This window comes from Prochlorococcus marinus str. MIT 9312, assembly GCF_000012645.1.
GTDB classification, from domain to species: Bacteria; Cyanobacteriota; Cyanobacteriia; order PCC-6307; family Cyanobiaceae; genus Prochlorococcus_A; species Prochlorococcus_A marinus_L.
In genome coordinates, this window is the sequence record NC_007577.1 from 21,682 (window position 1) to 46,038 (window position 24,357).

Here is a 24,357-nt window from a genome sequence, read left to right on the forward strand (position 1 = left end):
TTAATTAGGATAGTCAAAACCAATCATTCTTACTTCTGGTTGCAAATAAATTCCTTTGTTTTGTAGTACTTTTTGTTGAATTACTGTTATTAATTCATAAATATCTTTTGAACTTGCCGAAGAATTGTTAATTATAAAATTTGAATGCATTGTAGAAATTTCAGCACCGCCAATTTTAAATCCCTTTAAACCCATATCATCAATTAATTTTGCTGCATAACTATTTTCAGGATTTTTAAAAACACTACCAAAACTTGGAAGATGATATGGCTGTGCTGCTGTTTTTAATTTAAGGTTGTTTTTCGTTTTTTGAATTAATTTTGCGAGATTTCCATTAGGTTCAAAATGTAGTTTTGAACTAATAATTGCCAAATTATTACTTTGAAAAGAGCTGAATCTATACTCAAAATTGATATCTTTTTTTTCAATTTCAAGTGTTTCAAGAGTTTTATTATTAATAACTTTCACAGAAATAAGATTTTTTGCTAAGGATAAATCACCTGTACCAGCATTCATGTAAATTGCTCCTCCTAAAGTGCCTGGAATTCCGATAGCCCATTCTCCTCCTTGTAATCCATTTTTAGCGAGAGAATTAGATAATGTCGGGAGCATTACACCTGCTTCTGCCTCAACAATTCCTGAATATGGCTCAATCCTTAATGACTTCATTTTTTTTGTACATATAACTAAACCTTTTATGAAAATATTATTTATTAAAAGATTTGAACCTGCGCCAATTATTTGGCATTTGTGATTATTTAATGTAGACCATTTTATTAGATAAGAAAATTCTTCAATACTTCTTGGTTCAGCAAAATATTCTGCGACTCCACCAACTTTTATAGTTGTATAATTACTTAAATTACAGTTCTCAGACAAAATTTTCTTATTCATAAATCAATTTAATTATTTTTACCATTTAAAATTGACCAGAAATTATGACAATCTCCAGCTCCCATATTCAAAATCAAATCCCCTTTTTGAGTTAATTCGTAAAACTTCTTTGTAATTTCATGATAATTATTGATGTAACTAACATTTTTGTTTTGTTTATATATCAGATCAGTAATAATTGTTGAATTAATGTTATCTTCGTTTCCTTCTCCTGCGGCATAAATACTAGTTATGTAAATAATATCTGCTTTTGATAATTCTAAAGCAAATTCTTTTGCAAATTGCTTTACTCTAGAGTATCTGTGAGGTTGAAATATTGCTATTAATCTTCCATTATGTGATTCATTATTACGTTTGTGATTAATAAATAATCTTCCTAATTTAATTGTTGCTTTTATTTCGTTTGGGTGATGTGCATAATCATCATATAAATTTCTTTCATCTACTTGACCTCTGAATTCAAATCTTTTTTTTGGAAGTTTAAGATATTTAATATTTTTTTTAATTTCTAAAAAATCTACACCTATCATTCTTGAAGCTGCTATTGCAGCTGTGATATTAGATAGGTTGTGTAATCCTGGGATTGGAATATCTAAACTACTAATGAAATTTCCATTTTCATAATATTTACCAATTGTATGACTTTCATTAATTTCAGTTGGGATTATGGCATAAGCTGCTTTATTGGCTGTAATATTTGACCAATTATTCTCAGAATAAAAATTACTTCTGGTAGTTACACAATCAAAATTAAGTAATAATTTTTTAGAATTTGCAGCGAAATCTTTAAAAGAAGATATAACTTCACCTAAATCAGAAAAATGATCGCAATGATCAAAATCAATGTTATTAATTAATCCAATATCAGATTTATATTTATTAATTGTTCCATCAGATTCATCAACTTCAGCTACTAAGAATTTTGTATTTGCTAAATGACAATTAGAATTGTAGATAGGAATTATTCCCCCAGTTATTGAAGAAGAATTATGCGTACATAATTCAAGAAGTGTCGATAGAAATGTACTGGTTGATGTTTTTCCATGACTACCTGCTACGGCCAATGTAGTGTAGGTTTGCATTAACATTGCAAGTATCTCTGAACGATGTTTTATTGTTAAATTTTTTTTTCTACAGTAAGAAAATTCTTCATTTTCTGGCTTAATCGCGGAGCTTACAACAAAATTAATCAATTTGTTGTTAAATTTTGAAGTTACAAATTCAATATTCTGTCGAATTTGAGAATTAAAGATTACTGCGCCTAATTGCGCTAATTTATTAGTTTCATTGTTTTTAACTAAATCAGATCCTGAAACTGAATAACCTTTTTTGAGCAAACCTATTGCAACTCCTGACATTCCAATACCTCCAATTCCAATAAAATGAAAATGACTCTTCGACAGTAATTCTTTATCCAATTTTTATCTTTTACTTAAATCAAAATAACTTCTTAGCGAATTTTTGGTATTTTTTCTTAAAAAAAAATGTTTTTTTTCCTGGAATTAATACAAAACTAGACTTATTTGCTTAATAAATCAAAAAAACCTTACGTTATTGCACAAAATTCAGTATGATCAGCAACTTAGGTTAATCATTTAGAAATTTTTAGTTATGACTTTGCGTGTTGCAATTAACGGCTTTGGCAGAATTGGTAGAAACTTTATGCGCTGTTGGCTTAGTAGAGGTGCTTATACCAACATTGAAGTTGTTGGTATTAATGTTACTTCAGATCCAAAGACGAATGCTCATCTTCTAAAATACGATTCAGTTCTTGGCCAATTGGATGGTGTTGATATTCAATATACTGATGACACTTTTGTAATTAATAATAAGACTATTAAGTGTTTTTCTGATAGAAACCCAATGAATCTCCCTTGGAAAGACTGGGGAGTTGACTTAGTAATTGAATCAACGGGAGTTTTTAATACAGATGTAGGGGCAAGTAAGCACTTAGAAGTAGGGGCAAAAAAAGTTATCTTAACTGCTCCGGGTAAAGGGGATGGGGTTGGTACTTATGTAGTTGGAGTTAATGCTGATCAATATAATCATAAAGATTATGATATTTTAAGTAATGCTAGTTGTACTACAAATTGTTTAGCTCCAGTAGTTAAAGTTTTAGATCAAAATTTTGGTATTAATAAAGGTTTGATGACTACAATTCATAGTTATACCGGTGATCAAAGAATTCTAGATAATAGTCATAGAGATTTAAGAAGGGCTAGAGCCGCTGCCACCAATATTGTTCCAACTTCTACAGGAGCTGCTAAAGCAGTAGCATTAGTGTATCCAGAAATGAAAGGCAAATTGACAGGAATTGCAATGAGGGTTCCTACACCTAACGTTTCAGCGGTAGATTTCGTTTTCGAATCCTCTAAATCTGTCACAAGCGAAGAAGTAAATAATGCTCTTAAAGAAGCATCTTTAGGTTCAATGCAGGGCATCATTAAGTACGGAGATGAACCATTAGTGTCAAGCGATTATGCAGGTACTAATGAATCATCAATTGTAGATAGTGACCTCACTATGTGCATCGGAGATAATCTTGTCAAGGTCCTTGCATGGTATGACAACGAGTGGGGTTATAGCCAGAGGGTCGTTGATTTGGCAGAGATTGTTGCTAAAAAGTGGGAATAATTAAAAGTGCTTGAAAGGTGAGTTTTTCAATAATTTATTTTTATTATTATCTTTAAATTCTATTGATGGTTCACCATGAGCAAAATAACCAATTGCATTAATAGTTTTATCAAGTTTAGATAAATTCTTTGCCCATTTTTTGGGCAATGAGAAAACTAATTCGTAATCTTCACCTCCAAAAAAATAATATTCATCCCATTTATCTCCCTTTGGCCAATCCTTATCTTTAGGTATTTTTTTATAAATCATAATTGCTTTACATTTGCTAGCGATTGCTAAATCTTGTACCGCTTGAAATAGACCATCACTGCTATCAGTACAACCTATTCTCTTTATTTTTTTATTTGTGCGAGTTTTAAGGAGATTTTTTAGAAAATTTGGGTAAACTTGAGGGCGACAAAAACGTTCAATGGACTTACTGATTAATCTTTCATTAAGAGAAATATTATTATCTAACTTTATTTTATTTTGTATCAAAAATCCTAGTTTGCTAAGTCCATGAATTCCTGTGGTTAAGATAATATCCCCTGGTTTACATGCGTTTCTTCGTAATTCGAGTTCACCTTGAATTCCAAAGGCTGTAATTGATATGGTTTTTTGATTTCCCTTTGAGCAATCTCCTCCAAGAATTTTTCCGCCATATTCTTTTAAAGCTTTATTTATTCCTTTATATAACTCTTCAACCCAAACCCACTCAGTTTTAGCAGGTAGAATCAAACTTATTGTAATTCCTATAGTTTTCTTGCTACCACTGGATAATAAGTCAGAGATGTTGCTGACAACTGCTTTCCATCCGAGGTCTTGAGGGCAAATAGTAATGTCATTGAAATGAACATCTTCTACCAAAGAATCATTATTAACAAGTAAGTTATTATTTTTAGTTTTTATTAAAGCACAATCATCTGTAACTTGATTTTTAGGCATAAATTTTCCAAGCCTAGTTATTAATTCTTTTTCCCCTATATTTTCTAATATTTCTTTATGCATTTAATTTGAGGTTTTCAATCCCTGCTAAAACATCTATTGAGATTATTGTGTCATCTTTCGTTAGTTCTTCCAATACATCAAAACCATCTACAACATAACCAAAGGCAGCATTCCGTCCATCAATTAAATTGCGACCTGCTGGATTTAATTCTGCTTCATATAAAAAGAAGAAAAATTGCGATGAGCCATCATCAACTGCGGTATTTGAATGGGACCATCCTAGAGTTCCAAGTGTCGCGAAAGGTAAGGTTGGTGTCTCTGTGTAAAGGCCTAAATCTTCAAACGTTTGATTATAAAAAGTATCCTTTTCATCAGGAATTCTAATTTCGAGAGGAACGTGACGTTCTTCATTTGTTTCAGGATCTAAATAACCAATTGCTTCACCAATTGGATCACCTGTTTGCAGTACAAAAAATTCTTCTGCTCTATTTATAGGAAGATCTTTATAGAAATTTTTTGAAGATAAATCTATAAATGCTCCTGCTGTAAGTGGGGCATTAAATCCATCCACAATAGCTTTCATGTCTCCTTTGGAGGTTTTTATATTGACTTTTGCTCTGCCTAGTAGTCTTGGTAGGTTATCAAACTCTTCTGGAATATAGTAAGGAAATTGATTTGGTAGAAAATATTCTTCTAATCCACCTATTTTATCTAGAGCTTCTTTTCGGGTGTCTATAAATGAGTACTTATCCTTTGATTTAGAATGATCTTGAAGGCTATCAAAATTTTCTTTGAGTTCTAAAAATGTTTTTTCAGCAATTTTCTTTTTATCGTTTGGTAATTCTTGGATAATTCGACTTTGATATTTTTTTAGTAAAGATTGACATTTTGTAACAGTTTTTGTAAGAGCTGGCCATCTTCCTCCTCTTACAAGGTCACTGGTTTCTTCCAATTTGTGTTGAATTTCTTGTAACTCAAGTTGCTTGATAGGGAGTGCGTTTCTGAGGATTGCATTAGGGTCTTTTACCGCATTTCCAGTAGGTAAATCTGCTAGTACTTGAATGGGTTTAAAGAGAAAAACCTGTAAAATTATGATTGATAAAATTAAGAAAAGTTTGTTCTGATTTGATAAGAATTTTTGCATAGCACTCTTGTAGGTTTATGATCCTTGGGGATGTAATACAGGAATGATCTCCAGTAACGATTTTCGCACAGGTACCACCATAGAATTGGATGGACAAGTTTGGCGTGTTGTAGAATTTCTACATGTCAAGCCTGGTAAGGGTTCTGCTTTCGTGCGAACAAAATTAAAATCAGTTCAAAGCGGCAACGTGGTTGAAAAAACTTTTCGAGCCGGAGAATCAGTACAGCAGGCTATCCTTGAGAAGTCTAACCTGCAACACACTTATGTGGAGTCTGGAGATTACGTTTTTATGGATATGACAAGTTTTGAAGAGACAAGACTTTCCTCTGAACAAATCGGTAAAGGCTCAAAGTATTTGAAAGAAGGAATGGAGGTTAATGTAATTTTACATAATGGTAAAGTTTTAGAAGTGGAACTTCCAATTTCTATTACTTTGAAAGTTACAGAGACTGATCCTGGAGTTAAAGGCGATACTGCTAGTGGGGGCACGAAACCAGCTATTCTAGAAACTGGTGCTCAAGTTATGGTTCCTTTATTTATTTCTGTGGGAGAAATGATTAAAGTTGATACACGTAACGACAGTTATCTTGGACGTGAAAATTAATGGCTATGAAATTAGATCATGAAGACTTAAATCGCTTAATAGAGAAAATCTCTACAAGCGATATTCAAGAATTCTCCCTAGAGGGAGAAGATTTTAAACTTGAAATAAAACGGAATTTATTTGATCAGAACCAAGTTCCTAATAATTTAGCCTCTAATACTTTATTTGATAGGCAAACAATTGCTAATCAAAAATCCATTAATGATATCCCAGCAGTTAATGAGCCTGAGGCGTCTCAGGTAGCTCCTCCTGGGCGTTCAGATCTTACTGACATTACTTCTCCTATGGTTGGGACCTTTTATAGGGCTGCAGCGCCTGGTGAGGATCCATTCGTCGATCTAGGCAGCAGTGTTAAAGTCGGCCAAACCATTTGTATTTTGGAAGCTATGAAGTTAATGAATGAAATAGAATCTGAATTTAATGCAGAAATAGTAGAGATTCTCGTTGAAAATGGAACGCCAGTTGAATTTGGTCAAGTTTTAATGCGTGTTAAGCAGTCTTGAACTTTTAGTCATTTCTATGGCTGTAATTATAGCTTCAATCATGCTTTGAGATTCAGCTATTCCTTTGCCAGCAATATCAAATCCTGTTCCATGGTCTGGAGATGTTCTTATAAAGGGTAAACCTATTGTCATATTTACTGAATAATTAAGAGCTATAACTTTCATTGGAATTAAACCTTGATCATGATACATAGCAAGAATGCCATCATGTTTTTCGGCATCTTTGTTTCTCCAAGCTTTTGCGGAAGAGTTCCAGCAACTATCTGGTGATAAAGGGCCTAATAATTTAATATCTCTATTATTCTCATTCCAAGCAATCAACGCATCATTGAGCCAATCTTTTTCTTCATTACCTAAAAGCCCTTCTTCACCAGCATGAGGGTTTAATCCTGAAACTTTAAAAGAAGGTTTATCAACATAGGTACTACAAAAATCTTTGAAAAGATCTAATTTAGAATGTATTAATTCTGTAGTTAATTTCTTGGGAACCTCACAAAGAGCTATGTGGGTTGTAGCTAGCAAAGTATTTAATCTCCAGCCTGTAATTGGTGATTTTGCTGTGAATAACATTCCAACATTTTTTACTCCGCATGATTTTGCTAAAACTTCAGTTTGGCCAGAGAAGTAATGACCTGCTAGTGACCATGATTTTTTGCAAATTGGTCCAGTTACAAGTGCTGAATTAGGATATTGTTTTACAATTTCAATTGCTTTTGTTAGGTAATTAAAACTTGAATCACCATAACTTGCTTTAGAATCATCAGATGAAGAAATTTCAAGATCATGGATATTTAAATTTTTAGGATTTGCGAGGTTTTCTAATCCTAAAGATTTCAGTTTTCTATATGTATTTTGTAGATTTTTTTTTGAACCAACAATTACAAAGTCAATATTTTCTGGAATCTCATTAGAATAAAGAGCTTTTAAGATTATTTCAGGTCCAATACCGGACTCGTCTCCGACGCTTAAAACTAATTTCAATCTATTACTTGTATTCTGAAAATTCATAGACAGTTTAAAATTTATTTTTTTTAACTATTTAATAAGCAATTTTTTAAGCCTATTTTATAGTTTTTATAAATTAGTTTATATCCAAGTGTTTCGCATAAAAGTTTATTAGAAACTTTTCTATTTTCCATCCAAAAAGATTGAGCGATAGGCGATAATTTCTTTTTTGCATCCTCAAATAATATTGGCTTTGGCATTTTTAAACCAAGTAAATCGTAGCAATATTGAATAACTTCTATTTGAGAACAGGGTTCATCATCTGTAATATTAATAATCTGGTGAAAATTTAAGGAATTTTTATTTTCTAATAGATAGATAATTGCATTTGTAATATCAGCAACATGAATTCTTGAAAATACCTGATTTTTTTTAGAGATAACGCGAATTTTTTTATTTCTTATTGCTTCAAAAGTGGATCTTCCAGGTCCATAAATACCAGGTAACCTAAAAATTTGTACAGGTAAACCAGATTCAATCCATTCTTTTTCACAATTTAATCTCTTGTGACTTCTGTTTTGAAAAGGATTAGGTTGATCAGTCTCAGAAACCCAATCACCTTTGGTGTGCCCATATACTCCTGTGGTAGATAAATATCCAGCCCATTCAAGGGATAAACTTTTGAGCTTATTTTTAAGACTTCCTAGTACTGGATCATTTCCATTTTTGTCGGGAGGTATGCAACTAAGAATATGTGTGACTCCATCAAAAATTTTTTCATTAGGAACAATGTTATTTTCACTATTAAAGACGAAACTATGTGGATCTTTATTTTCAGATCTCGAAGTGGTTAAAGCAGTATAACCTAATTGCCTTATCGTTTTTGCAAAGAAACTACCGCTAAAACCACATCCAAAGATAAAGAATTTATTTTTATTTCCTAGTGAACTTGCTGGATTCGTCATACGGCGTTAGAGTAGTACATATGTATTAATTAATGATGAAGACAGCTGTTAAGCCTGATTTAAAATCAACAACTTTCTGCATTAGCAAAAGTTATAATCGTCTGATAGAAAAAGAAATCAGTTTAGTTAATTTTAAATTCTACCAAAAATTATTTGTCCTTCTCATTTCATTTTCGACAATTTTAATATTTCCAGAATCGCCAAGAGAATTGGGAAATATATGTGAGAGTTATAACTCTAGAAAAATTTGTAATATTTGGTAGTCAAGCTGCTTTATATTCTGATTTATCTTTTTTGTAATTTTTATTACTTATTTTAAAACTAGGATTAGCCCATTGCAGTAATCTTATAGCTAATCTTAAATCTCCTTCTAACCAAGCTCTTATAGCCATTGCTCTTCGAGGATCATAAAATTTTTGTCTTCTATACCAATACAAAGCATTTTCATCTGATTTATCCCCATTACAGGAAAGACATGCAGGTACACAATTTTCTGTTGTACTTAAGCCGCCTTGGCTTCGAGGTAATACATGGTCTATAGATTCAGATGGTTTTCCGCAATATATACAACTTTTTCCTGTAAATCTATGAATAGATTTTCTCCATTGTCTAAATCTGAACTTAGGACATAAATCCTCTAAAAAGACAGCATCATTAATATGCATTCAGACCATTTAGTTAAATGAATAATGGCTTGAATTTATCAAAAGTCAATATTTAATTATTATTTTTTAGCTGAAATTAGCCCGTAAAAATATAATTTAGTGTTAATAGATACAAAAAAAATTGCAGACAATCAAAGCCGTAATTAATAACTGTATCTTTCAATTGTTTCTTCTGAAAAATCTTCATTAGTTTCTTCTAATTCTTTTTCTTTTCTTTCTTCTTCTTTTTCCAATTCTCTTAGTAATTTTCTATTTGGATGAAGTTTATCGAGGTATTCAACACAGTAGCTGAAGGTTTCTTTATCTCTTATAACTGATTCAGTAATTTGCGATGCTGCTTGTTTAGGTGAGACTTTGAAAATTCCTCCTTTTTGCTTTTTTATATACGTATATGCTGCCTCCCAACTACTTTCATGATCATTACCTCCATCTCTCATAGTACAGAAAATTTCCGCTGCAAATGAGCCCGCATGCACTTTGAATGTCGAAAGGGCTAAAGGCATTAAAATACTTAAAATTAAAAATATCTGTTTTTTCTGCTTGAATCTTTTCATTAGACTTTTTTCATCTATTTAAAAATATCTTTTATTAAGAATATGTCTATAGAAATTTAAGATTTTATTACTCCAAATAAGTATAAGCATTTCACAATTAAAGGAAGAATTAGAAGCACAGTAATCAATCTTACAGCGTGTAGAGTTGCGACTGCAGCTCCCACTCCATATTCTGACCCTACAAGACTCATGCCGCTAATTCCTCCTGGTGCGGCACCTAGAATTGTAGTTATCACATCTATCTTAAGTAATCTGCTTGTCCATAATCCAATTGCTAATCCCGTAATAACTAAAGTAAATGTTATTAAGATGGCAGGCCTCCATAAGCTTTGAAGATCAACTAATGAGTCTTTGGTTAATGATGTACCAATAACTGTTCCAATTCCGATTTCTAAAATCGTTCTTGTGCCGATTGGCCACTCTGCAATTTCGACTTTGCCACTAATGCTAAGTATACTTGCGCCTATTAAAGCACCCGCAAGAGGAGCAGCAGGAATACCTGTTTTTAGAGCTAAAGCTCCAAAGATAACGCCTGCAATTAGATAATAGATTAGATTTATGTTTGGCATAAATATGAAAGATGTTTGGTCATAATATTAGAAAAAATTTTTTTTGTTTCAGTTTATATTCAAATAATATTTTTGGTTTCCTCTCGTAATGTCCCCTTTAGTTGGCATAATATTATGTAAAGCATGAATTTTTTATGGCTTCACAAATTTCTTACAAAGCTAATAAAATCAGAATTAAAAAGAAATTATCTTTTTTTGAGGGCGGACACCAGCTTGAAAAATTAGAATTTGCTCTTGCAATCGCTCAAACGAAGGGGGATGAAAAAAAATCAATCATTCTCAGAAAAAAGATTGTTGAATTAGGCGGAAATGTTGAAGAGCCAGGTACTTAACTTAATTTCCATCAAGATACTTAGATACTACAACTAATGCTTCACCAGCTTGTTGGGCAGTAATTTTACCGAGCTCAAGAAGTGTATTACTTATAGCAGAAACTACTGTAATAATATCTCGATCGTTTACATAACCTAAGTGGCCGACTCTAAATATTTTCCCCTTTAAATGATCTTGACCACCAGCAAGTAAAATATCAAAATTATTCTTTATTGTTTTTCTGAATTCTTCAGCATCCATTTCTCCAGTTTCTATTGCAGTAATTGAAGGGCTTAAATATTTTTCATCAGCAAATAATTTTAGATTTAAAGCCTTTACAGCATTGCTCATTGCTAATTTATGTTTATTGTGTCTGTTGAAAATGTTATCTAAGCCTTCTTCTCTCATCATTGTTAAAGCTTCATCTAAAGCAAAAACCAAATTAACTGCTGGAGTATATGGATTACTGTTACTTAAAAGACTCTTTCTGTAGGATTTTAAATTTAAATAAAATTTTGGTAAATTAGATTTTTCTGCAGCTTCCCATGCTTTTTGGCTCATTGCTATAAAACTAAGCCCTGGAGGTATCATATATCCCTTTTGTGATCCTGACGCAACGATATCTAATTTCCATTCATCTACTGGTACATTGCAAGCTCCAAGACTTGTAACGCAGTCAACAATTGATAAAGCTGTATTGTGTTCGCGAATATATGAACTTATAGTTTCTAGATCATTAATTACACCTGTTGAGGTTTCAGAATGAGTCAAAATAACTCCCTTTATTTCTTTTTGGTTATCTTCCTCTAATACCTTTTTGAATTCTTCTGGATCAAGCGGAGTACCCCATTCGGAATCAATTTTTATTACTTCTAAACCAAATTCTTTAGCAACTTTTACCCATCTTTCGCCGAATTTTCCATTTTCTCCACAAATTACTTTATCTCCTTTACTTAAGGTATTTATTATTCCAGCTTCCATTGCGGCAGTTCCACTACCAGTAATTGTTAGAACATCATTTTGAGTTTGATGAAGCCACTGTAAATTTTTAGTAGTACTTTCTACGAGATCTTGGAATTCTTTACTGCGATGTCCTATCGGATGCTTACTTAATGCTTGTAAAACTTTTTCTGGAACTGGGGTGGGTCCAGGAATCATCAATGATAATTTTTGTTGTATGGCCACTTTTTGTTAAATAGGTCATTCTTAGATTAGTTCTCATTATATATTTTTCAATTACTTGATTTGAAAAAAGGATTTTCTTTACCTTTGTGGGTTGCTGGAGCTGCTAGGTCAGCATTAAAAAAACTAGTAGGGTTGCCATTTGATAATTATGAACTAATAAAAATTCCTAATGAAAAAAAAGAAATAAAAATCGAGATTCATTCTGTTGGTTTACTTAAAGATGACTCGCATGCATTAGGAATTTCCTTTGCAAAGTCTGGCTTATATCTTGACATTACACAAAACTTAGAAATATGGACAATAGCCTCTTTAGAAAGAAATTCTTTTAATAATCCTCTTCAAACAAATCCAATAAATATTATTGCAGGATCTGGTGTAGGTATAAAAGAGGATACATCAGAAATATGCATTTCTGATTTTGCAAAAGAAGTTTTATATGAAAATTTATTAGATATTATTCCTGAGGGCTTTAATTTGAAATTAGAAATTATTTTCCCAAATGGGGTATTTTTAGCTGAAAGAACTAGTAATAAGTCATTTGGTATCGTTGATGGATTATCTATTATTGGAACTTCTGCTGAGACTTATTCCAGTGCTTCACCTGATCAATTAGAAGAGGCTAAAACTAATCTAGCAAAGTTAGTTCAAAATGATTTTAAAGGGAAAGTTGTTTTTGTTATTGGTGAAAATGGTTTAAATTTGGCAAAAAATTGTAATCTTAAATTTCCTATTCTAAAGGTTGGCAATTGGATAGGACCATTAATAGTTGATGCTGCAATAAAAAAAGTTAAAACTGTAATTCTTTTTGGTTATCACGGAAAATTAATTAAATTAGCAGGTGGTATTTTTCATACACATAATCATTTGGCAGATGGAAGAATTGAGATTCTTGTTTATTTAGCTGTTCAAGAAAAGGTACCAACAGAAATAATAGTCCAATTATCTCACTTAAAGAATCTTGAAGAAGCCCTATTACTACTTGAAAGATTTGATAAATCTATAGCTGAAAAATTATTCCTTAATTTATCAAATACGATTGAAAAGCGTTCTTTTACATATGTCAATAGGTATGTAAAAACGGATATGGAAATCGCATCAATCATTTTTGATAGAAAAAGAGAAATTAGGTGGGCTGGAACTTACGGTAATAAGTATATTTCTGATTTTCAATGAGATTAATTTTTGATTGATTATGCTTTTGTAAATAAATTGAGCTAACTTTTATACATGAGTCAAACATCTTTAAAAAAAGAACGCGATCCTTCAATACTAATTTTAGATTTCGGATCTCAATATTCTGAATTGATTGCAAGAAGAATTAGAGAAACTAATGTTTTTTCTCTTGTAGTAAGTAACTGTATTTCAATTGAAGAAATTAATGATATTAATCCTAAAGGGATAATTTTGAGTGGCGGTCCAAATTCTGTATATGAAAAAAATGCTCCAAAATGTGATGAAAAAATTTTTAATTTAGGAATTCCTATTCTTGGCATATGCTATGGAATGCAATTAATGGTCAAAGAACTTGGTGGATCTGTAACTTCAGCAACCAAAAAAGCAGAATATGGTAGAGCACCAATAAATATAGATCAAGAATCTGAACTCCTTTCTGATGTAGAAGATAAATCCATAATGTGGATGAGTCATGGCGATTCAATTAATTGTTTGCCTGATGGATTTAATAAAATTGCTCATACCGAGAACACACTCCATGCAGCAATTTCAAATGATAGAAAGAAATTATTTGGCGTACAATTTCATCCTGAAGTAATTCATTCAGAGTTTGGGATAACGGTAATTAAAAATTTTGTTTATGGCATTTCTAGTTGTGTGGCTGATTGGACAACCGAAACCTATATAGAGGAAACTATTCCTAGGATAAGAGATCAAGTTGGCAATAAAAAAGTTTTGCTTGCTTTGTCAGGAGGAGTTGATTCGTCAACTCTTGCGTTTCTTCTCAATAAAGCAATTGGAAATCAGCTTACATGCATGTTTATAGACCAAGGTTTTATGAGAAAAGGTGAACCTGAATTTTTAATGAATTTTTTTGATAAGAAATTTCATATAAAGGTTGAATATATTAATGCAAGGGAAAGGTTTATTTCCAAATTAAAAGGGATTACTGATCCAGAACAAAAAAGGAAAATTATTGGTGAAGAATTTATTAGAGTATTTGAAGAAGAAAGTAATAGATTGGGCCCTTTTCAGTATTTAGCCCAAGGTACTCTTTATCCTGATGTTATTGAAAGTGCTGGTACTAATATTGATCCAAAGACTGGGGAAAGAATAGCTGTAAAAATTAAGAGTCATCATAATGTGGGGGGATTACCAAAAGATTTACAATTTAAATTAGTTGAGCCATTAAGAAAACTTTTTAAGGATGAAGTCCGCAAATTGGGAGCTGCCTTAGGTTTGCCGGATGAAATTATAAAAAGGCATCCATTCCCGGGACCAGGTTTAGCGATAAGAATTTTGGGAGAAGTTAATAATGAAAAACTTGACTGTTTAAGAGATGCAGATTGGATAGTGCGAGACGAAATTAAAAAAGCAGGTCTTTACAATGATATTTGGCAAGCTTTCGCAGTATTGCTACCAGTTAAAACTGTAGGAGTTATGGGTGATAAAAGGACTTATGCATGGCCAATAGTTTTACGTTGTGTATCTAGTGAAGATGGTATGACAGCAGACTGGTCAAAAATTCCTTTTCCGATTTTAGAGAGAATTTCTAATAGAATCGTAAATGAAGTAGTTTCAGTTAATAGAGTGGTTTATGATATTACAAGCAAACCTCCAGGAACTATTGAGTGGGAGTGACGGAAAATTGCCATATTTTATCAACAATGGAATTTTTGGGTTTTACGTGGGTTTTACGTGGAAATTTCACTTTCATAAATCCCTTGATACCAATGTGTTTCAAGGTTCGAAATCAAGAGGTTCTATTGAATGGGAGTAAAGGATTACAGGGTTTTTTGCGATGTTTTATGGATATTATTACTGATTAATACTTTAGGTCTTTATATTGATCCTTTTGAGTAATGATTTCCATTGCAGGTCTAAGCATCTCTTTATAGTTTTTCCATCCTCCTAAAGATTTTGTAGTGATTGGTGAACGAACCTCAACATTGCTTCTTGTTGAGACTTTACGATTATTTAAATGTGGCGATAAATATAAATCATTCCATTTCCAACCTAACCAAAGAATTAATGATTTTATCTCTTCTGAAGGATGAGTCACTAATTTATCGTAATTTAATTCATATATATGATTTTTAAATTCTTTTTTGTATATTTTCATGATCTCCTCTTGATCAGAATAAACTGCAACAGAATCAACCAAACTTGAAGAGAAATTATTCCCTGTTGCGAAATGTGCTCTATACATAGAAAGGATATTATCTAAAGGATTTCTATAGCAATGTATTATTTTTGCATTAGGAATTGCTTGTGCAATTATGCCTGCATATTGATAATTAAATAACCATTTATTTGTTGTGGATCTTTTATTTTTGGTTATTTCTAATTTTTTCCAATATATTTCACTAAGGTCTGTTTTTTTTTCAGATTCTTTATATTCTCTATATGATTTTTCAAAGATATTGACTTCTCCAAGATCTCTTACATGAGAATTCAAACTTATGATTGATTCAACCAGGGTAGAACCACATCTAGGAAGTCCTACTATAAAAATAGACATTGGATAATTTCCAAATGCTTTATTTTTTCTTTCATAATTATCTGAGGATATTTTCAACTTTTTAGTTTTATTGATTAATAAATTTGCTTCAGATTTATTCAATCTAAGTTTGATATTATTTGCATTAATAAGATTCTCAGCGCTTTCTTGATATTTTCCTTCTCTATGAAAAATATTTGATCTTGCGAAAAAAATATTTATTAATTCTCTATTATTTTTGTTTTTTATAAGACTTTCAGAAAAAAGTTGATTGTGCCATTTTGGAGTTTTATCACCAGAATACATAGTTGATAATGATAAATATGCATCAGTCAAGTGAGGATCTATTTCAACTGCTTTTTGATTATATGAATCTGCCTCTTTTAATCTACCCAGATCTTTTAAAATAAATCCAAGATTATAGTAAGCAATAGCAAAGTCTGATTTAAGTTTTATTGCTTTTTTAAGTTCTAATTCTGCTTTCCCCAAATTTCCTTGACCAATAAATAAAACTGCCAGATTGTAGTAAGCATTTGCATATTTAGGATTTAAAGAAATTGCTTTTTTAAGTTCTAATTCTGCTTCTTTGTGTTTTCCGATTTCGTTTAGGAATATTCCATAATTTGAAAAAACTCTATAGTCTTTTATTCCATGTTTAATAAGATATGCATAGTGTTTTGCTGCTTCTAGTGTCCTTCCTTGTGCTTGCAGTGTGAATGCTTTTTTAATCAATTGATCGCTATCTAGTATCTCTGCATTTTTTGGTGTTTTTATTTTCTTTAATTGGTTCTTTTCGCCAAAACCTTTCATTATTTATAAAGATAATTTCTTTATAGCGATTATAGTCTTAACGTAAAGTTTTTATAAATTGTTTACTAAGTAGATTAATGATTAATTTAATTGTAATTCCTAATTAATTATCTACAATTAGTTAGACAAGTTTTTTGAACTTACATAATGTTAGTAATCCTTTTGCTTAGCACTTGTTTCTGACGTAAAATTTACTCCTGTCTTAGTGCAAGCTTAGAGCAATGGAACTATTGAATGGTGGTAAATTATCAAATTTTTTAAATTGGATTTAAAACGTGATGAGCGAGATTATTAAATTAAGTAGATCCACTGTAGAAAAATATCTGAGCTGTCCTAGATGTTGTGTACTCGACAAAAAGTATCAAATAAAACCACCATCGTTACCATTTACTCTAAATATAGCAGTAGATAATTTATGTAAAAATGAATTTGATCATTACAGAAGAATTCAGGAGCCACATCCATTATTGATTGAAAATGGTATTGATGCTGTGCCTTTCAAACACAAAGATTTAGAACGCTGGAGAAGTAATTTTCAAGGGATAAGATATAAATCAATTGAGCATAACTATGATTTTGGCGGAGCTGTTGATGATATTTGGCAGAAAAAAAATGGTGATCTTATCATCGTTGATGTAAAAGCAACATCTAGAAAGAATTTTGATTGGTCCGAGACTTTTAATAAATACGAATATGCAAAAGCTTATAAGAGACAATTGGAAATGTATCAGTGGTTATTTCAGAAAAACGGTTTTCAAGTTGCTAATGAAGCATATCTTTTATATTTTAATGGAAAAAAAAATGAACAGTTTTTTAATAATCAATTAAAATTTGATGTAAATTTAATTAGATTAGACTGCTCAACATCCTGGGTAGAACTTAAGATAATTGATACAGTCAATTTATTACGTTCCGATACTTTTCCAAAACCTTCATTAAGTTGTGAATATTGTAATTATTTAAAAAAGCGTTGGCAGTTATCAATTACTTAATACTCATAGAAAATTTTTCTAATAGTTCTGGAAAAATAATAAATAAAAGATAATCTTTAATTAGATTCTTAATTTAGACTTTTGATAAATTTGAAAAACTCTGATAAAAAGATAACTAATCATCTTCAACAAGATGTAGTCAAAATATCCGGTAAAACAATTTTTATTAATCCTTTTTTGTATTGGAGAAGATTCGATGAAAATACTAATAGATGGCTTAGAGAACCTGGTCAAATGTCAGAGGATCAAATTCATCCAAATAGGAATCGTTTTTATCCAGAAATAGAGTGGGCTGATTTAAGTCATGAGCAAAAATTAATCAAAGATGCAACTGTTGAGATGTTTTTAAAAACTCTTGAATTGATAAGTACATTTCATCCTTATCTTAATTCAGGTCAGTTATTAGAACTAGAGAGAAAAATGGCGATTATAAAAAAAATACCTTTTGAAAACTGGGTTAAAAAATCTTTCGCTAAAAAAGCAAGATTATTAGAAAATGAAAAAAGAAAATTTCAAAGAGAAAGGTTTTTTAGTAGCTGGATGGAGTGGTTTAGTCTTGAAAATACTCAACAAGCTCTTTTACCAGTAATCGTCACGATATTTATCTCATCATTTATAGGGTGGTCTTTAGGAATATCTAAAAATAGTTGTAATCCTTATTTTGAACAAAACTCAGAACAGTTAAATTAATTGTTTTATGATTTATGTACAGTATCGAACTTAATATTGTTTTGAAAAAATTAATTTTTTTATTTAACATTGGATTATATAGAAAACTGAAGTTAAAAATTAAAGTTTATGAATGAAGAATTCACTCCAAATAATCTTGAAAATGAGGAGCTTAATCTGAATAATGAAGAGAGAGATTATAAAAATTTAATCACCAGGCTAAAAGATATAAGTTCAACCATTGCTTTATTAGAAAAAACAATATTTAGATAAATTTTAAATTTTTGATCAAAAGACCGTATAGTAAAAAACTTATTTCATTCAAGAGACAACCGTTAGTCTTACTTATCTTTTCCTCGATTTCATTTCTATTGATTTTGTTACGGTTGATTTTTTTACAACTATTAAATTACGAATCTTTTAAGAAAATGTCTGATGAGAACAGGATTAGACTTATCGCTTCACAACCAATACGCGGAAGAATACTTGATAAAAATGGTAAGGTTCTAGCAGATAGTAGAGTGAAATATTCTCTAATAATAAAACCTCAATCGGTAAATGAAAGCGATTGGGAAAAACATAAAGTAATTATTTCTGACTTTTTAAATATTGATAAAAATTTAATTCAAACAAAATATTTTGATGGTTTAAAAAAGCAGAAACTTGCAGTAACTATTATTGATGATTTAAGTGTGGATCAATTAATAAAATTTAAGGAAAATGAAGATAATTTATTTAGTTTTGAAATAGCGACGAAATTAATTAGAAATTATCCTTATAAATCACTAGCTGCTCACGTAATTGGATATACACAACCAATTACTGAGTCAGAATACAAATTTTTATCTAAAAAGGGTTATAAATTAAATGACTTAATTGGTAGAACTGGCATTGAATATGTTTACGAAGACTTCATAAGAGGTGAATGGGGCGGAGAGATGGTTGAAGTGAATTCTTTAGGAAAATTCCAAAGATCCTTGGGGGTTAAACCCTCCAGACAAGGTAACGATATTGAATTGACTATTGATATGGACTTGCAATTAATTGCCGAGGAAGTTCTTAACGACAAAAAAGCTGGAGCGATAATAGTGATTGATCCAAGAGATGGTGCAATAAAGGCAATGGCAAGTAGGCCTACTTTTGATTTGAATTTTTTTTCAAAGGATTTTAAGCCTGAAAAAGAATATGATAAGTTATTCAACTCTCCTGAAAAACCTCTTTTCAATAGAGCATTAAATGCTTATGATCCCGGAAGTGTTTGGAAGATTGTAACGGCTTTAGCTGGCTTAGAAAGTGGAAAATTTCCTATTGATACTATGTTAGAAACTAAACCATGTATAACTTATGGGAGTCAATGTTTTAGGGAACATAATGATTTAGGCTTTGGGGTAATAGGTTATGAAGATGCATTAAGAGTTTCAAGTAATACTTTTTTTTATCAAGTCGGATATGGAGTAGGTGTTGATGCAATTCATAAGGTCTCTAGAAAGCTTGGTTTTAATTCTTTATCTGGAATTGAAATTTCTGAACAAGAAAATATAGGATTAGTAGCAAGTAGCAAATGGGCTAAAGAAGGGCGGGGATGGGGCGAACCAGGTAGAACTCCTTGGGTTCCAGAAGATATTGCGAGTATGTCTATTGGACAATTTGTTGTTCAAGTTACTCCTATTCAATTAGCTAGAGCATATGCTGCTATTGCAAATGGAGGTTATCTAGTTACTCCTCATTTAGTTAAAAAAGATGATGAAAATATTTCACACAAAAAACGTATTAAAATTGATGTTGATCCAAAAAATATTCAGTTGATAAAAGACGGTCTGAGGAAAGTAGTAGAGTCTGGCACAGGAGTATCCATTAATTATGGAGTTTCAAATTTACCTCCAGTTTCAGGTAAAACTGGAACTGCTGAAGATGGTGAAGGCGGCTTAGATCACGCTTGGTTCGTTTGCTTTACTCCTTCTGAAAAAAGTGAGTTGCTTGTAGTCGCTTTTGCTCAAAATACTCCTGGTGGAGGCTCTGTACATGCACTTCCTATGGCTAGACAAATTTTAAAAGTTTGGAATGAAAAAAATTGATATTTAGTTTTATTTTTAAAGTTTATGTTTTTATCTTTTTCATTTGTAAAAGTCTTTGAATAATATCTTCAATAGTTTTTGTATCTATAGGTTTACTATATGAGGATAAAAGTTGTCTTCCTAATACCTGACTTCCTAAATGTACTAATTGAATGCGTAATGAAGTAAGTAATTCTAACCCTATGCCACCAGAGAAAGTTGCAATTGCAATTGGTTGACCATTAAATAAATTTCTAAAGTCATCTCCGGAAATAGAAAGCCATGCTATGAAGTTGGAGAGAATAGGAGGTATGGATCCATTATATTCAGGAGCACAAATCACCCACTTTTCTATTGAGAAAAGCTTCTTTTTAATTTCTTCTATTTCAACTGGAATATTTTCTTTGCTGTGAATTCGTGGATTAAATAGTGGAATATCAAGAGTGGTAAGATCCAAAATTTCAGAACTTACTTTCAGTTCATTACTCTTTTCAAGGAATTTTTCAGAAAGTTCTAGATTTTTCCCACAACTAGCTGTAATAATAATCAGATCTTTTGATTCAGTCATAAATTAGATAAATAAAATTAATAGTTAGATCCAGTTTTACGGTGATGAACTGCTGTTAAACTATCGGATTTTAATATATTACCGTGTAGGACTTCTGCGTAAATCACCCAATGATCTCCACATTCCATTCTTTCTTTTACAGAGGCATCTAACCATGCTAAAGATTGAGGAATAATTATTTGTTCATTAGGTGTCAATTCAATATCTAATCCTTGAAATCTATCTTCTCCTGGTGCAAAGGGTTTAGTGAATCTTTTTAAAGGTTCTTTAAAATCTTTTTCACTTAAAATGTTTAAAGCAAAAGAGTCTCCAATTTGAAGGAGTGACTCTACCGATCTATCTTTTGCTACTGCAATACTTAATCCAGGCGGGGAAAAACTTGCTTGACTAACCCAAGATGCAAGCATTGCTCCTTTGATATTGTTCTTATCTTTACCTTTAGAAGCAGTTAGAACACATAGTGAGCCAATCACCCTTCCAAGAGCTTGTAATTTTGGATCCGTTTTACTTGTAATCATTCCGGTATCAGATTTTCTGGGCTTTTTCTTTGCTTTTTTTATAATTTTTCTCCCAAAGTGAGTTCCTATTTCTTCTAGCTCTTTAATCTTTGGTTTATTTGGACTGAATTTAATTCTTATAGGGTCAAAACTAAACCTAAAACCACCATCTTTTAGTTTTGATTCCAGTAAATCTATTGCTTCGCCGCTCCAGCCAAAACTACCAAAAATTCCTACTGGTTTATCTCTATTACCTTCTGATAATAATGTTCCAAGTGCACTTATTATAGGAGTTGGGGCGTGACCACCAAGTGTGGGAGATCCTATTAAATAGCCATCAGCATTTTGGATAGATTTTATAAGTACATCATTTGACGTAAATTCACAATTAATACTTTCAACTTCAACAGAAGTTCTATTTATCCCTTTAGCTAATGCATCACCTATTGAGGCCGTATTTCCATACGCACTTGCATATATCAGAGCGATCTTAGGATTATTTGTTGAAAGATTCTCACCCCATCTAATGTAGTCATTTAAAAAGCTTTTTAGGCTATATTCGATCGCGGGACCGTGCAGAGGGGCAATAGTTTTAATGTCGTAATCTGCAATTTTTTCAGCAATTGATACTACTTGATTAGACATTGGTGCCATTAAGCAATCATAAAAATGTTTCCTATCAACTTCTGTACTAACTCGATTTGTCTCAGACCAATCTTCAGATGCTATATGGGCAGAGAAAATTTTTTCACTTAGAAGTATTTCTTGATTACGTTCATAAATTATCAAGCCTCCAGGCCAACGTGCTGTTGGAATAGGAATTAACTCTAGATAAATGTTATCTAATTCTAAATTAAGTTCTTTTTTGATTATGTTTATTTCAGGTAATTTAGTTTCAACAAAGTTTTCTAAGTTAGGATTTCTTTGATTCCAAAGTTCGCTAATAAGTTTATAACCTGGATTAGAGCAAGTAATAGTTGTGTTTTTAAATTGGGTACTTAGATTTTTTATAGTTTCAATAATTTGGGGATTAATATGACCAGAAATGACATTGATTTTATCTAATTTAAATTGATCGCAAACACTAGAGATTACTTTTTTAAATGAGTTTAAATATTGTTTTTCAGGTGGATGAATAATAAAAAGTTCCTCATGACTTCTAATTAAAAAAGTATTAAAAGAGGTTCCTTTCTCAAGGTTAAATTCAAGTTCAAATCTTTCTTTATTTTGGTCTAAGAATCTGATACAAGTAAAATTTTTGGTAATTTCAAATTTTGATAAGTTTTTATTAACTTCTGACATTTTTAGGATTTATTTTCTAATAGTGATTAGCAACTTTTCTGTGATGAACAGCTGTTTTGCATGATAAATCAGAGACATTACCATTTTCAACAATTCCATAAATTATCCAATGATCTGGAGTCTCTAATCTGGAGCTCACTTTACAATCTAAAAAAGCGAGAGAATCTGATAGGACTGGTCCTCCTTTTGCGATGTTACTAATTACATCTACATCAGCAAATCTATCAGCTCCAGGGGCAAATCTTTTTAGAAAATGTCTAAACATTTTCTGATAGTTGTCTTCTCGCAAGATATTAACAACAAAACCTTTTCCAACTTGCATATAAGATTCAATAGCTCTATCTTTTGCTACTGCTACCGTAATACCTGGTGGAGAAAAACTTGCTTGACTAACCCAACTTGCGACCATTGCACTTTGTCGAAACGTTGAACCTTCTCCTTGACTAGCTGTAACTACATATAATCCTCCACTTAATCTGCCTAAAGCTTTATCTAAATTTGAATCAAGGCTCTTCATAGAAGCAATATTTTTCTTTTTATTGATCAATTGACCCAAGTCAGTTCCAGCTTCTTCGAATTGTTGATAAACAATGGGATCTGGAATGGTTTTAACTCTTAAAGGAGAGAAAGCTTCTTTTTGACCAAGTTCTCTTAATTTATTTGCTAAAGAATCTATTGGTTCATCATTTCCACCAAATGCATCATAGACAGCTGTAAATTGTTTTGATTTTAGTGCTGCAAATAAAGTACCAAGAGATTCTTTTAATTCATTATCTGAATCTACTGGCCATGTGGGGATGACTACTGCTTTTGACTCTGAAATTAAACTTGTTAATTCTTGGGGGTCAGAAGATCTCAAATCAATTAATTGTACTTGAGCATCTGCTTTGCTTATTCCATGAGATATCGCTTGACTTAGTCGATCACAATAACCATAGTCGCTGATGTAGCAGACTGATACAAAATCATTACCTTTGCTTTTATTGCTACTCCATTCTTGATATTTTCCTTTCCAAAAATTAACTTGATTATGAAGCAAAGGCCCATGACCTACGGCTATTGTTTTTAATTCAGGTAGCTTATCTATTCTTTTAATTGCCTGCAGAACGCTTCTAGCGTTTGGACCCATTAGGCAATCGTAATAAAAACGAAAATCATCATATATTTCTTTTTGATCAGTGTCATAAAATTCATCAGAACAGTAATGGAGTCCAAATGCATCGCATGTGTAGAGAACATGAGTGCTGTGGTCATATGAAAAAATTGTATCTGGCCAATGTAAATTTGGTGCGCTTATAAATTCAATATTATGTTCTAAACCGCTATTAGGATTAGTCCCGAGATTTAAAAACTCTCCACTTTTAACTTCTATTTTCTTAAAGGGAACATGTATTTGGTCTTCAATAAACTTAAGGGCTAATTTTGATCCTACTACTGTGATATTTTTGTTTAATTCTAGAAGATTACCTATTAAACCAGAATGATCAGGTTCTGTATGGCTTGTAATTAGATAATCCACTTCTTGTGGATTTACCTCTTTTAGTAATTCTTCAAACCATAATTCTTCGAATTTTGCGTGACTAGTATCAATTATTGCTAGTTTTTCGCCTTTAATAATAAAACTATTATAAGTAGTGCCATTCCTTAAGCCAAATTCAATATCAAATCTACTGCGATCCCAATCCAGAGATCTTATGGCATAAGAATCATCAGCGAAGTTTTGAGATTGAACTGTCAACTTGTTATTTATTTGTGCCAATTTAGAATTACTTGTCTGGGCAGAGGCTAGCATAGGACAAATCGCGTTATAAATAACTTTAGTTGTGTAGAATATAAATCCGCGTGATTATTTTTGCGAAATAACCGAAATTACGCTTTTCTTTAATTTTTA

At 31.5% G+C, this 24,357-nt stretch carries 24 protein-coding genes; 10 read left to right on the top strand and 14 right to left on the bottom strand.

Annotation, left to right across the window (positions count from 1 at the left end; genetic code table 11):
* Together murB and murC are read right to left on the bottom strand one after the other, a co-directional pair.
* Positions 1-894, bottom strand: a complete 894-nt coding sequence (gene murB, locus PMT9312_RS00105; RefSeq protein ID WP_011375586.1) for a UDP-N-acetylmuramate dehydrogenase — start codon at positions 892-894, stop codon at positions 1-3.
* An 8-nt stretch (positions 895-902) separates the two neighbouring features.
* The gene (murC, locus tag PMT9312_RS00110; RefSeq protein ID WP_011375587.1) at positions 903-2,312 is read right to left on the bottom strand and encodes a UDP-N-acetylmuramate--L-alanine ligase; all 1,410 of its coding nucleotides are present in this window, start codon (positions 2,310-2,312) and stop codon (positions 903-905) included.
* A gap of 193 nt (positions 2,313-2,505) precedes the next feature.
* Between murC and gap the strand changes: the two genes are divergently transcribed.
* Positions 2,506-3,528 (top strand): type I glyceraldehyde-3-phosphate dehydrogenase, encoded by a 1,023-nt coding sequence (gene gap / locus PMT9312_RS00115; protein ID WP_011375588.1) that lies wholly within the window; start codon positions 2,506-2,508, stop codon positions 3,526-3,528.
* On the opposite strand, the gene thiL is transcribed toward gap, so the two are convergent.
* Positions 3,529-4,515: a thiamine-phosphate kinase gene (gene thiL, locus PMT9312_RS00120; RefSeq protein WP_011375589.1), complete on the bottom strand. Its 987-nt coding sequence runs from the start codon at positions 4,513-4,515 to the stop codon at positions 3,529-3,531.
* A complete protein-coding gene (locus PMT9312_RS00125) occupies positions 4,508-5,599 on the bottom strand; it encodes a peptidylprolyl isomerase (protein WP_011375590.1) in 1,092 nt (363 codons plus the stop codon). The genes thiL and PMT9312_RS00125 overlap by 8 nt, the downstream gene beginning before the upstream one ends.
* Before the next feature lie 43 nt (positions 5,600-5,642).
* Here PMT9312_RS00125 and efp point away from each other — a divergent pair, with 43 nt between their 5' ends.
* Positions 5,643-6,203 (top strand): elongation factor P, encoded by a 561-nt coding sequence (gene efp, locus PMT9312_RS00130; protein WP_011375591.1) that lies wholly within the window; start codon positions 5,643-5,645, stop codon positions 6,201-6,203.
* Positions 6,203-6,706 carry an acetyl-CoA carboxylase biotin carboxyl carrier protein gene (gene accB, locus PMT9312_RS00135; protein WP_011375592.1) on the top strand — a complete coding sequence of 168 codons (504 nt, stop codon included), beginning with the start codon at positions 6,203-6,205 and terminating at the stop codon, positions 6,704-6,706. The genes efp and accB overlap by 1 nt, the downstream gene beginning before the upstream one ends.
* Here accB and pdxA read toward each other — a convergent pair.
* The 5 genes from pdxA to PMT9312_RS00165 all read right to left on the bottom strand — a co-directional run bounded on the left by pdxA (position 6,683) and on the right by PMT9312_RS00165 (position 10,404).
* Entirely contained in the window at positions 6,683-7,714 is a 1,032-nt protein-coding gene (pdxA, locus tag PMT9312_RS00140; protein WP_011375593.1) for a 4-hydroxythreonine-4-phosphate dehydrogenase PdxA, read from the bottom strand. The two genes, accB and pdxA, sit on opposite strands and share 24 nt — an antisense overlap.
* Positions 7,715-7,737: 23 nt before the next feature.
* Positions 7,738-8,616, bottom strand: a complete 879-nt coding sequence (locus PMT9312_RS00145) for an oxidoreductase (protein WP_011375594.1) — start codon at positions 8,614-8,616, stop codon at positions 7,738-7,740.
* 263 nt (positions 8,617-8,879) lie between these two features.
* Positions 8,880-9,281: an HNH endonuclease gene (locus PMT9312_RS00155; RefSeq protein WP_011375596.1), complete on the bottom strand. Its 402-nt coding sequence runs from the start codon at positions 9,279-9,281 to the stop codon at positions 8,880-8,882.
* A 143-nt stretch (positions 9,282-9,424) separates the two neighbouring features.
* Entirely contained in the window at positions 9,425-9,835 is a 411-nt protein-coding gene (locus PMT9312_RS00160; RefSeq protein ID WP_011375597.1) for a DUF6554 family protein, read from the bottom strand.
* Positions 9,836-9,891: 56 nt separating this feature from the next.
* Positions 9,892-10,404, bottom strand: coding sequence for an AbrB family transcriptional regulator (locus PMT9312_RS00165; protein WP_011375598.1), 513 nt, complete (start codon positions 10,402-10,404; stop codon positions 9,892-9,894).
* Positions 10,405-10,538: 134 nt separating this feature from the next.
* On the opposite strand from PMT9312_RS00165, the gene PMT9312_RS00170 reads away from it, so the two are divergent.
* The gene (locus PMT9312_RS00170) at positions 10,539-10,736 is read left to right on the top strand and encodes a hypothetical protein (RefSeq protein ID WP_011375599.1); all 198 of its coding nucleotides are present in this window, start codon (positions 10,539-10,541) and stop codon (positions 10,734-10,736) included.
* A 1-nt stretch (position 10,737) separates the two neighbouring features.
* Here the strand turns inward: PMT9312_RS00170 and PMT9312_RS00175 are convergent, their stop codons facing one another.
* On the bottom strand, positions 10,738-11,874 hold the full coding sequence (locus tag PMT9312_RS00175; RefSeq protein ID WP_036924451.1) for a pyridoxal-phosphate-dependent aminotransferase family protein: 1,137 nt from the start codon (positions 11,872-11,874) through the stop codon (positions 10,738-10,740).
* Positions 11,875-11,961: 87 nt separating this feature from the next.
* Here PMT9312_RS00175 and cbiD point away from each other — a divergent pair, with 87 nt between their 5' ends.
* The gene (cbiD, locus tag PMT9312_RS00180; RefSeq protein WP_036924448.1) at positions 11,962-13,074 is read left to right on the top strand and encodes a cobalt-precorrin-5B (C(1))-methyltransferase CbiD; all 1,113 of its coding nucleotides are present in this window, start codon (positions 11,962-11,964) and stop codon (positions 13,072-13,074) included.
* 54 nt (positions 13,075-13,128) lie between these two features.
* A complete protein-coding gene (gene guaA / locus PMT9312_RS00185) occupies positions 13,129-14,715 on the top strand; it encodes a glutamine-hydrolyzing GMP synthase (RefSeq protein ID WP_011375602.1) in 1,587 nt (528 codons plus the stop codon).
* Positions 14,716-14,899: 184 nt separating this feature from the next.
* Here guaA and PMT9312_RS00190 read toward each other — a convergent pair whose 3' ends face one another.
* Positions 14,900-16,384, bottom strand: coding sequence for a tetratricopeptide repeat-containing sulfotransferase family protein (locus PMT9312_RS00190; protein WP_011375603.1), 1,485 nt, complete (start codon positions 16,382-16,384; stop codon positions 14,900-14,902).
* A gap of 278 nt (positions 16,385-16,662) precedes the next feature.
* On the opposite strand from PMT9312_RS00190, the gene PMT9312_RS00195 reads away from it, so the two are divergent.
* The 4 genes from PMT9312_RS00195 (at position 16,663) to mrdA (ending at position 20,120) form a co-directional block, all read left to right on the top strand.
* On the top strand, positions 16,663-17,376 hold the full coding sequence (locus PMT9312_RS00195; protein WP_011375604.1) for a PD-(D/E)XK nuclease family protein: 714 nt from the start codon (positions 16,663-16,665) through the stop codon (positions 17,374-17,376).
* Between the two features lie 81 nt (positions 17,377-17,457).
* Positions 17,458-18,066, top strand: coding sequence for a hypothetical protein (locus tag PMT9312_RS00200; RefSeq protein WP_011375605.1), 609 nt, complete (start codon positions 17,458-17,460; stop codon positions 18,064-18,066).
* A gap of 108 nt (positions 18,067-18,174) precedes the next feature.
* Entirely contained in the window at positions 18,175-18,318 is a 144-nt protein-coding gene (locus tag PMT9312_RS09645) for a hypothetical protein (protein WP_193741843.1), read from the top strand.
* Positions 18,319-18,329: 11 nt separating this feature from the next.
* Positions 18,330-20,120 (top strand): penicillin-binding protein 2, encoded by a 1,791-nt coding sequence (gene mrdA, locus PMT9312_RS00205; RefSeq protein WP_011375606.1) that lies wholly within the window; start codon positions 18,330-18,332, stop codon positions 20,118-20,120.
* A 22-nt stretch (positions 20,121-20,142) separates the two neighbouring features.
* Here mrdA and PMT9312_RS00210 read toward each other — a convergent pair whose 3' ends face one another.
* Genes PMT9312_RS00210 through PMT9312_RS00220 form a run of 3 tightly spaced genes read right to left on the bottom strand, consistent with a single transcriptional unit; the run spans position 20,143 to position 24,258 of the window.
* Positions 20,143-20,667, bottom strand: coding sequence for an NAD(P)H-dependent oxidoreductase (locus tag PMT9312_RS00210; RefSeq protein ID WP_011375607.1), 525 nt, complete (start codon positions 20,665-20,667; stop codon positions 20,143-20,145).
* Between the two features lie 17 nt (positions 20,668-20,684).
* Positions 20,685-22,466 (bottom strand): diflavin flavoprotein, encoded by a 1,782-nt coding sequence (locus tag PMT9312_RS00215; protein WP_011375608.1) that lies wholly within the window; start codon positions 22,464-22,466, stop codon positions 20,685-20,687.
* A 16-nt stretch (positions 22,467-22,482) separates the two neighbouring features.
* Positions 22,483-24,258, bottom strand: a complete 1,776-nt coding sequence (locus tag PMT9312_RS00220) for a diflavin flavoprotein (RefSeq protein ID WP_011375609.1) — start codon at positions 24,256-24,258, stop codon at positions 22,483-22,485.
* Between the last annotated feature and the right edge of the window lie 99 nt (positions 24,259-24,357).

Excerpts from the sequence above, each read along its gene's own strand:
- PMT9312_RS00220 (WP_011375609.1), bottom strand. The coding sequence starts at position 24,258 with ATGCTAGCCTCTGCCCAGACAAGTAATTCTAAATTGGCACAAATAAAT.
- PMT9312_RS00145 (WP_011375594.1), bottom strand. The coding sequence starts at position 8,616 with ATGACGAATCCAGCAAGTTCACTAGGAAATAAAAATAAATTCTTTATC.
- efp (WP_011375591.1), top strand. The coding sequence starts at position 5,643 with ATGATCTCCAGTAACGATTTTCGCACAGGTACCACCATAGAATTGGAT.
- PMT9312_RS00125 (WP_011375590.1), bottom strand. The coding sequence starts at position 5,599 with ATGCAAAAATTCTTATCAAATCAGAACAAACTTTTCTTAATTTTATCA.
- accB (WP_011375592.1), top strand. The coding sequence starts at position 6,203 with ATGGCTATGAAATTAGATCATGAAGACTTAAATCGCTTAATAGAGAAA.
- PMT9312_RS00190 (WP_011375603.1), bottom strand. The coding sequence starts at position 16,384 with ATGAAAGGTTTTGGCGAAAAGAACCAATTAAAGAAAATAAAAACACCA.
- PMT9312_RS00155 (WP_011375596.1), bottom strand. The coding sequence starts at position 9,281 with ATGCATATTAATGATGCTGTCTTTTTAGAGGATTTATGTCCTAAGTTC.
- PMT9312_RS09645 (WP_193741843.1), top strand. The coding sequence starts at position 18,175 with ATGAATGAAGAATTCACTCCAAATAATCTTGAAAATGAGGAGCTTAAT.
- PMT9312_RS00170 (WP_011375599.1), top strand. The coding sequence starts at position 10,539 with ATGGCTTCACAAATTTCTTACAAAGCTAATAAAATCAGAATTAAAAAG.
- PMT9312_RS00215 (WP_011375608.1), bottom strand. The coding sequence starts at position 22,466 with ATGTCAGAAGTTAATAAAAACTTATCAAAATTTGAAATTACCAAAAAT.
- thiL (WP_011375589.1), bottom strand. The coding sequence starts at position 4,515 with ATGCATAAAGAAATATTAGAAAATATAGGGGAAAAAGAATTAATAACT.
- PMT9312_RS00165 (WP_011375598.1), bottom strand. The coding sequence starts at position 10,404 with ATGCCAAACATAAATCTAATCTATTATCTAATTGCAGGCGTTATCTTT.
- PMT9312_RS00210 (WP_011375607.1), bottom strand. The coding sequence starts at position 20,667 with ATGACTGAATCAAAAGATCTGATTATTATTACAGCTAGTTGTGGGAAA.
- gap (WP_011375588.1), top strand. The coding sequence starts at position 2,506 with ATGACTTTGCGTGTTGCAATTAACGGCTTTGGCAGAATTGGTAGAAAC.
- pdxA (WP_011375593.1), bottom strand. The coding sequence starts at position 7,714 with ATGAATTTTCAGAATACAAGTAATAGATTGAAATTAGTTTTAAGCGTC.
- guaA (WP_011375602.1), top strand. The coding sequence starts at position 13,129 with ATGAGTCAAACATCTTTAAAAAAAGAACGCGATCCTTCAATACTAATT.
- PMT9312_RS00195 (WP_011375604.1), top strand. The coding sequence starts at position 16,663 with ATGAGCGAGATTATTAAATTAAGTAGATCCACTGTAGAAAAATATCTG.
- murB (WP_011375586.1), bottom strand. The coding sequence starts at position 894 with ATGAATAAGAAAATTTTGTCTGAGAACTGTAATTTAAGTAATTATACA.
- PMT9312_RS00175 (WP_036924451.1), bottom strand. The coding sequence starts at position 11,874 with ATGATTCCTGGACCCACCCCAGTTCCAGAAAAAGTTTTACAAGCATTA.
- PMT9312_RS00160 (WP_011375597.1), bottom strand. The coding sequence starts at position 9,835 with ATGAAAAGATTCAAGCAGAAAAAACAGATATTTTTAATTTTAAGTATT.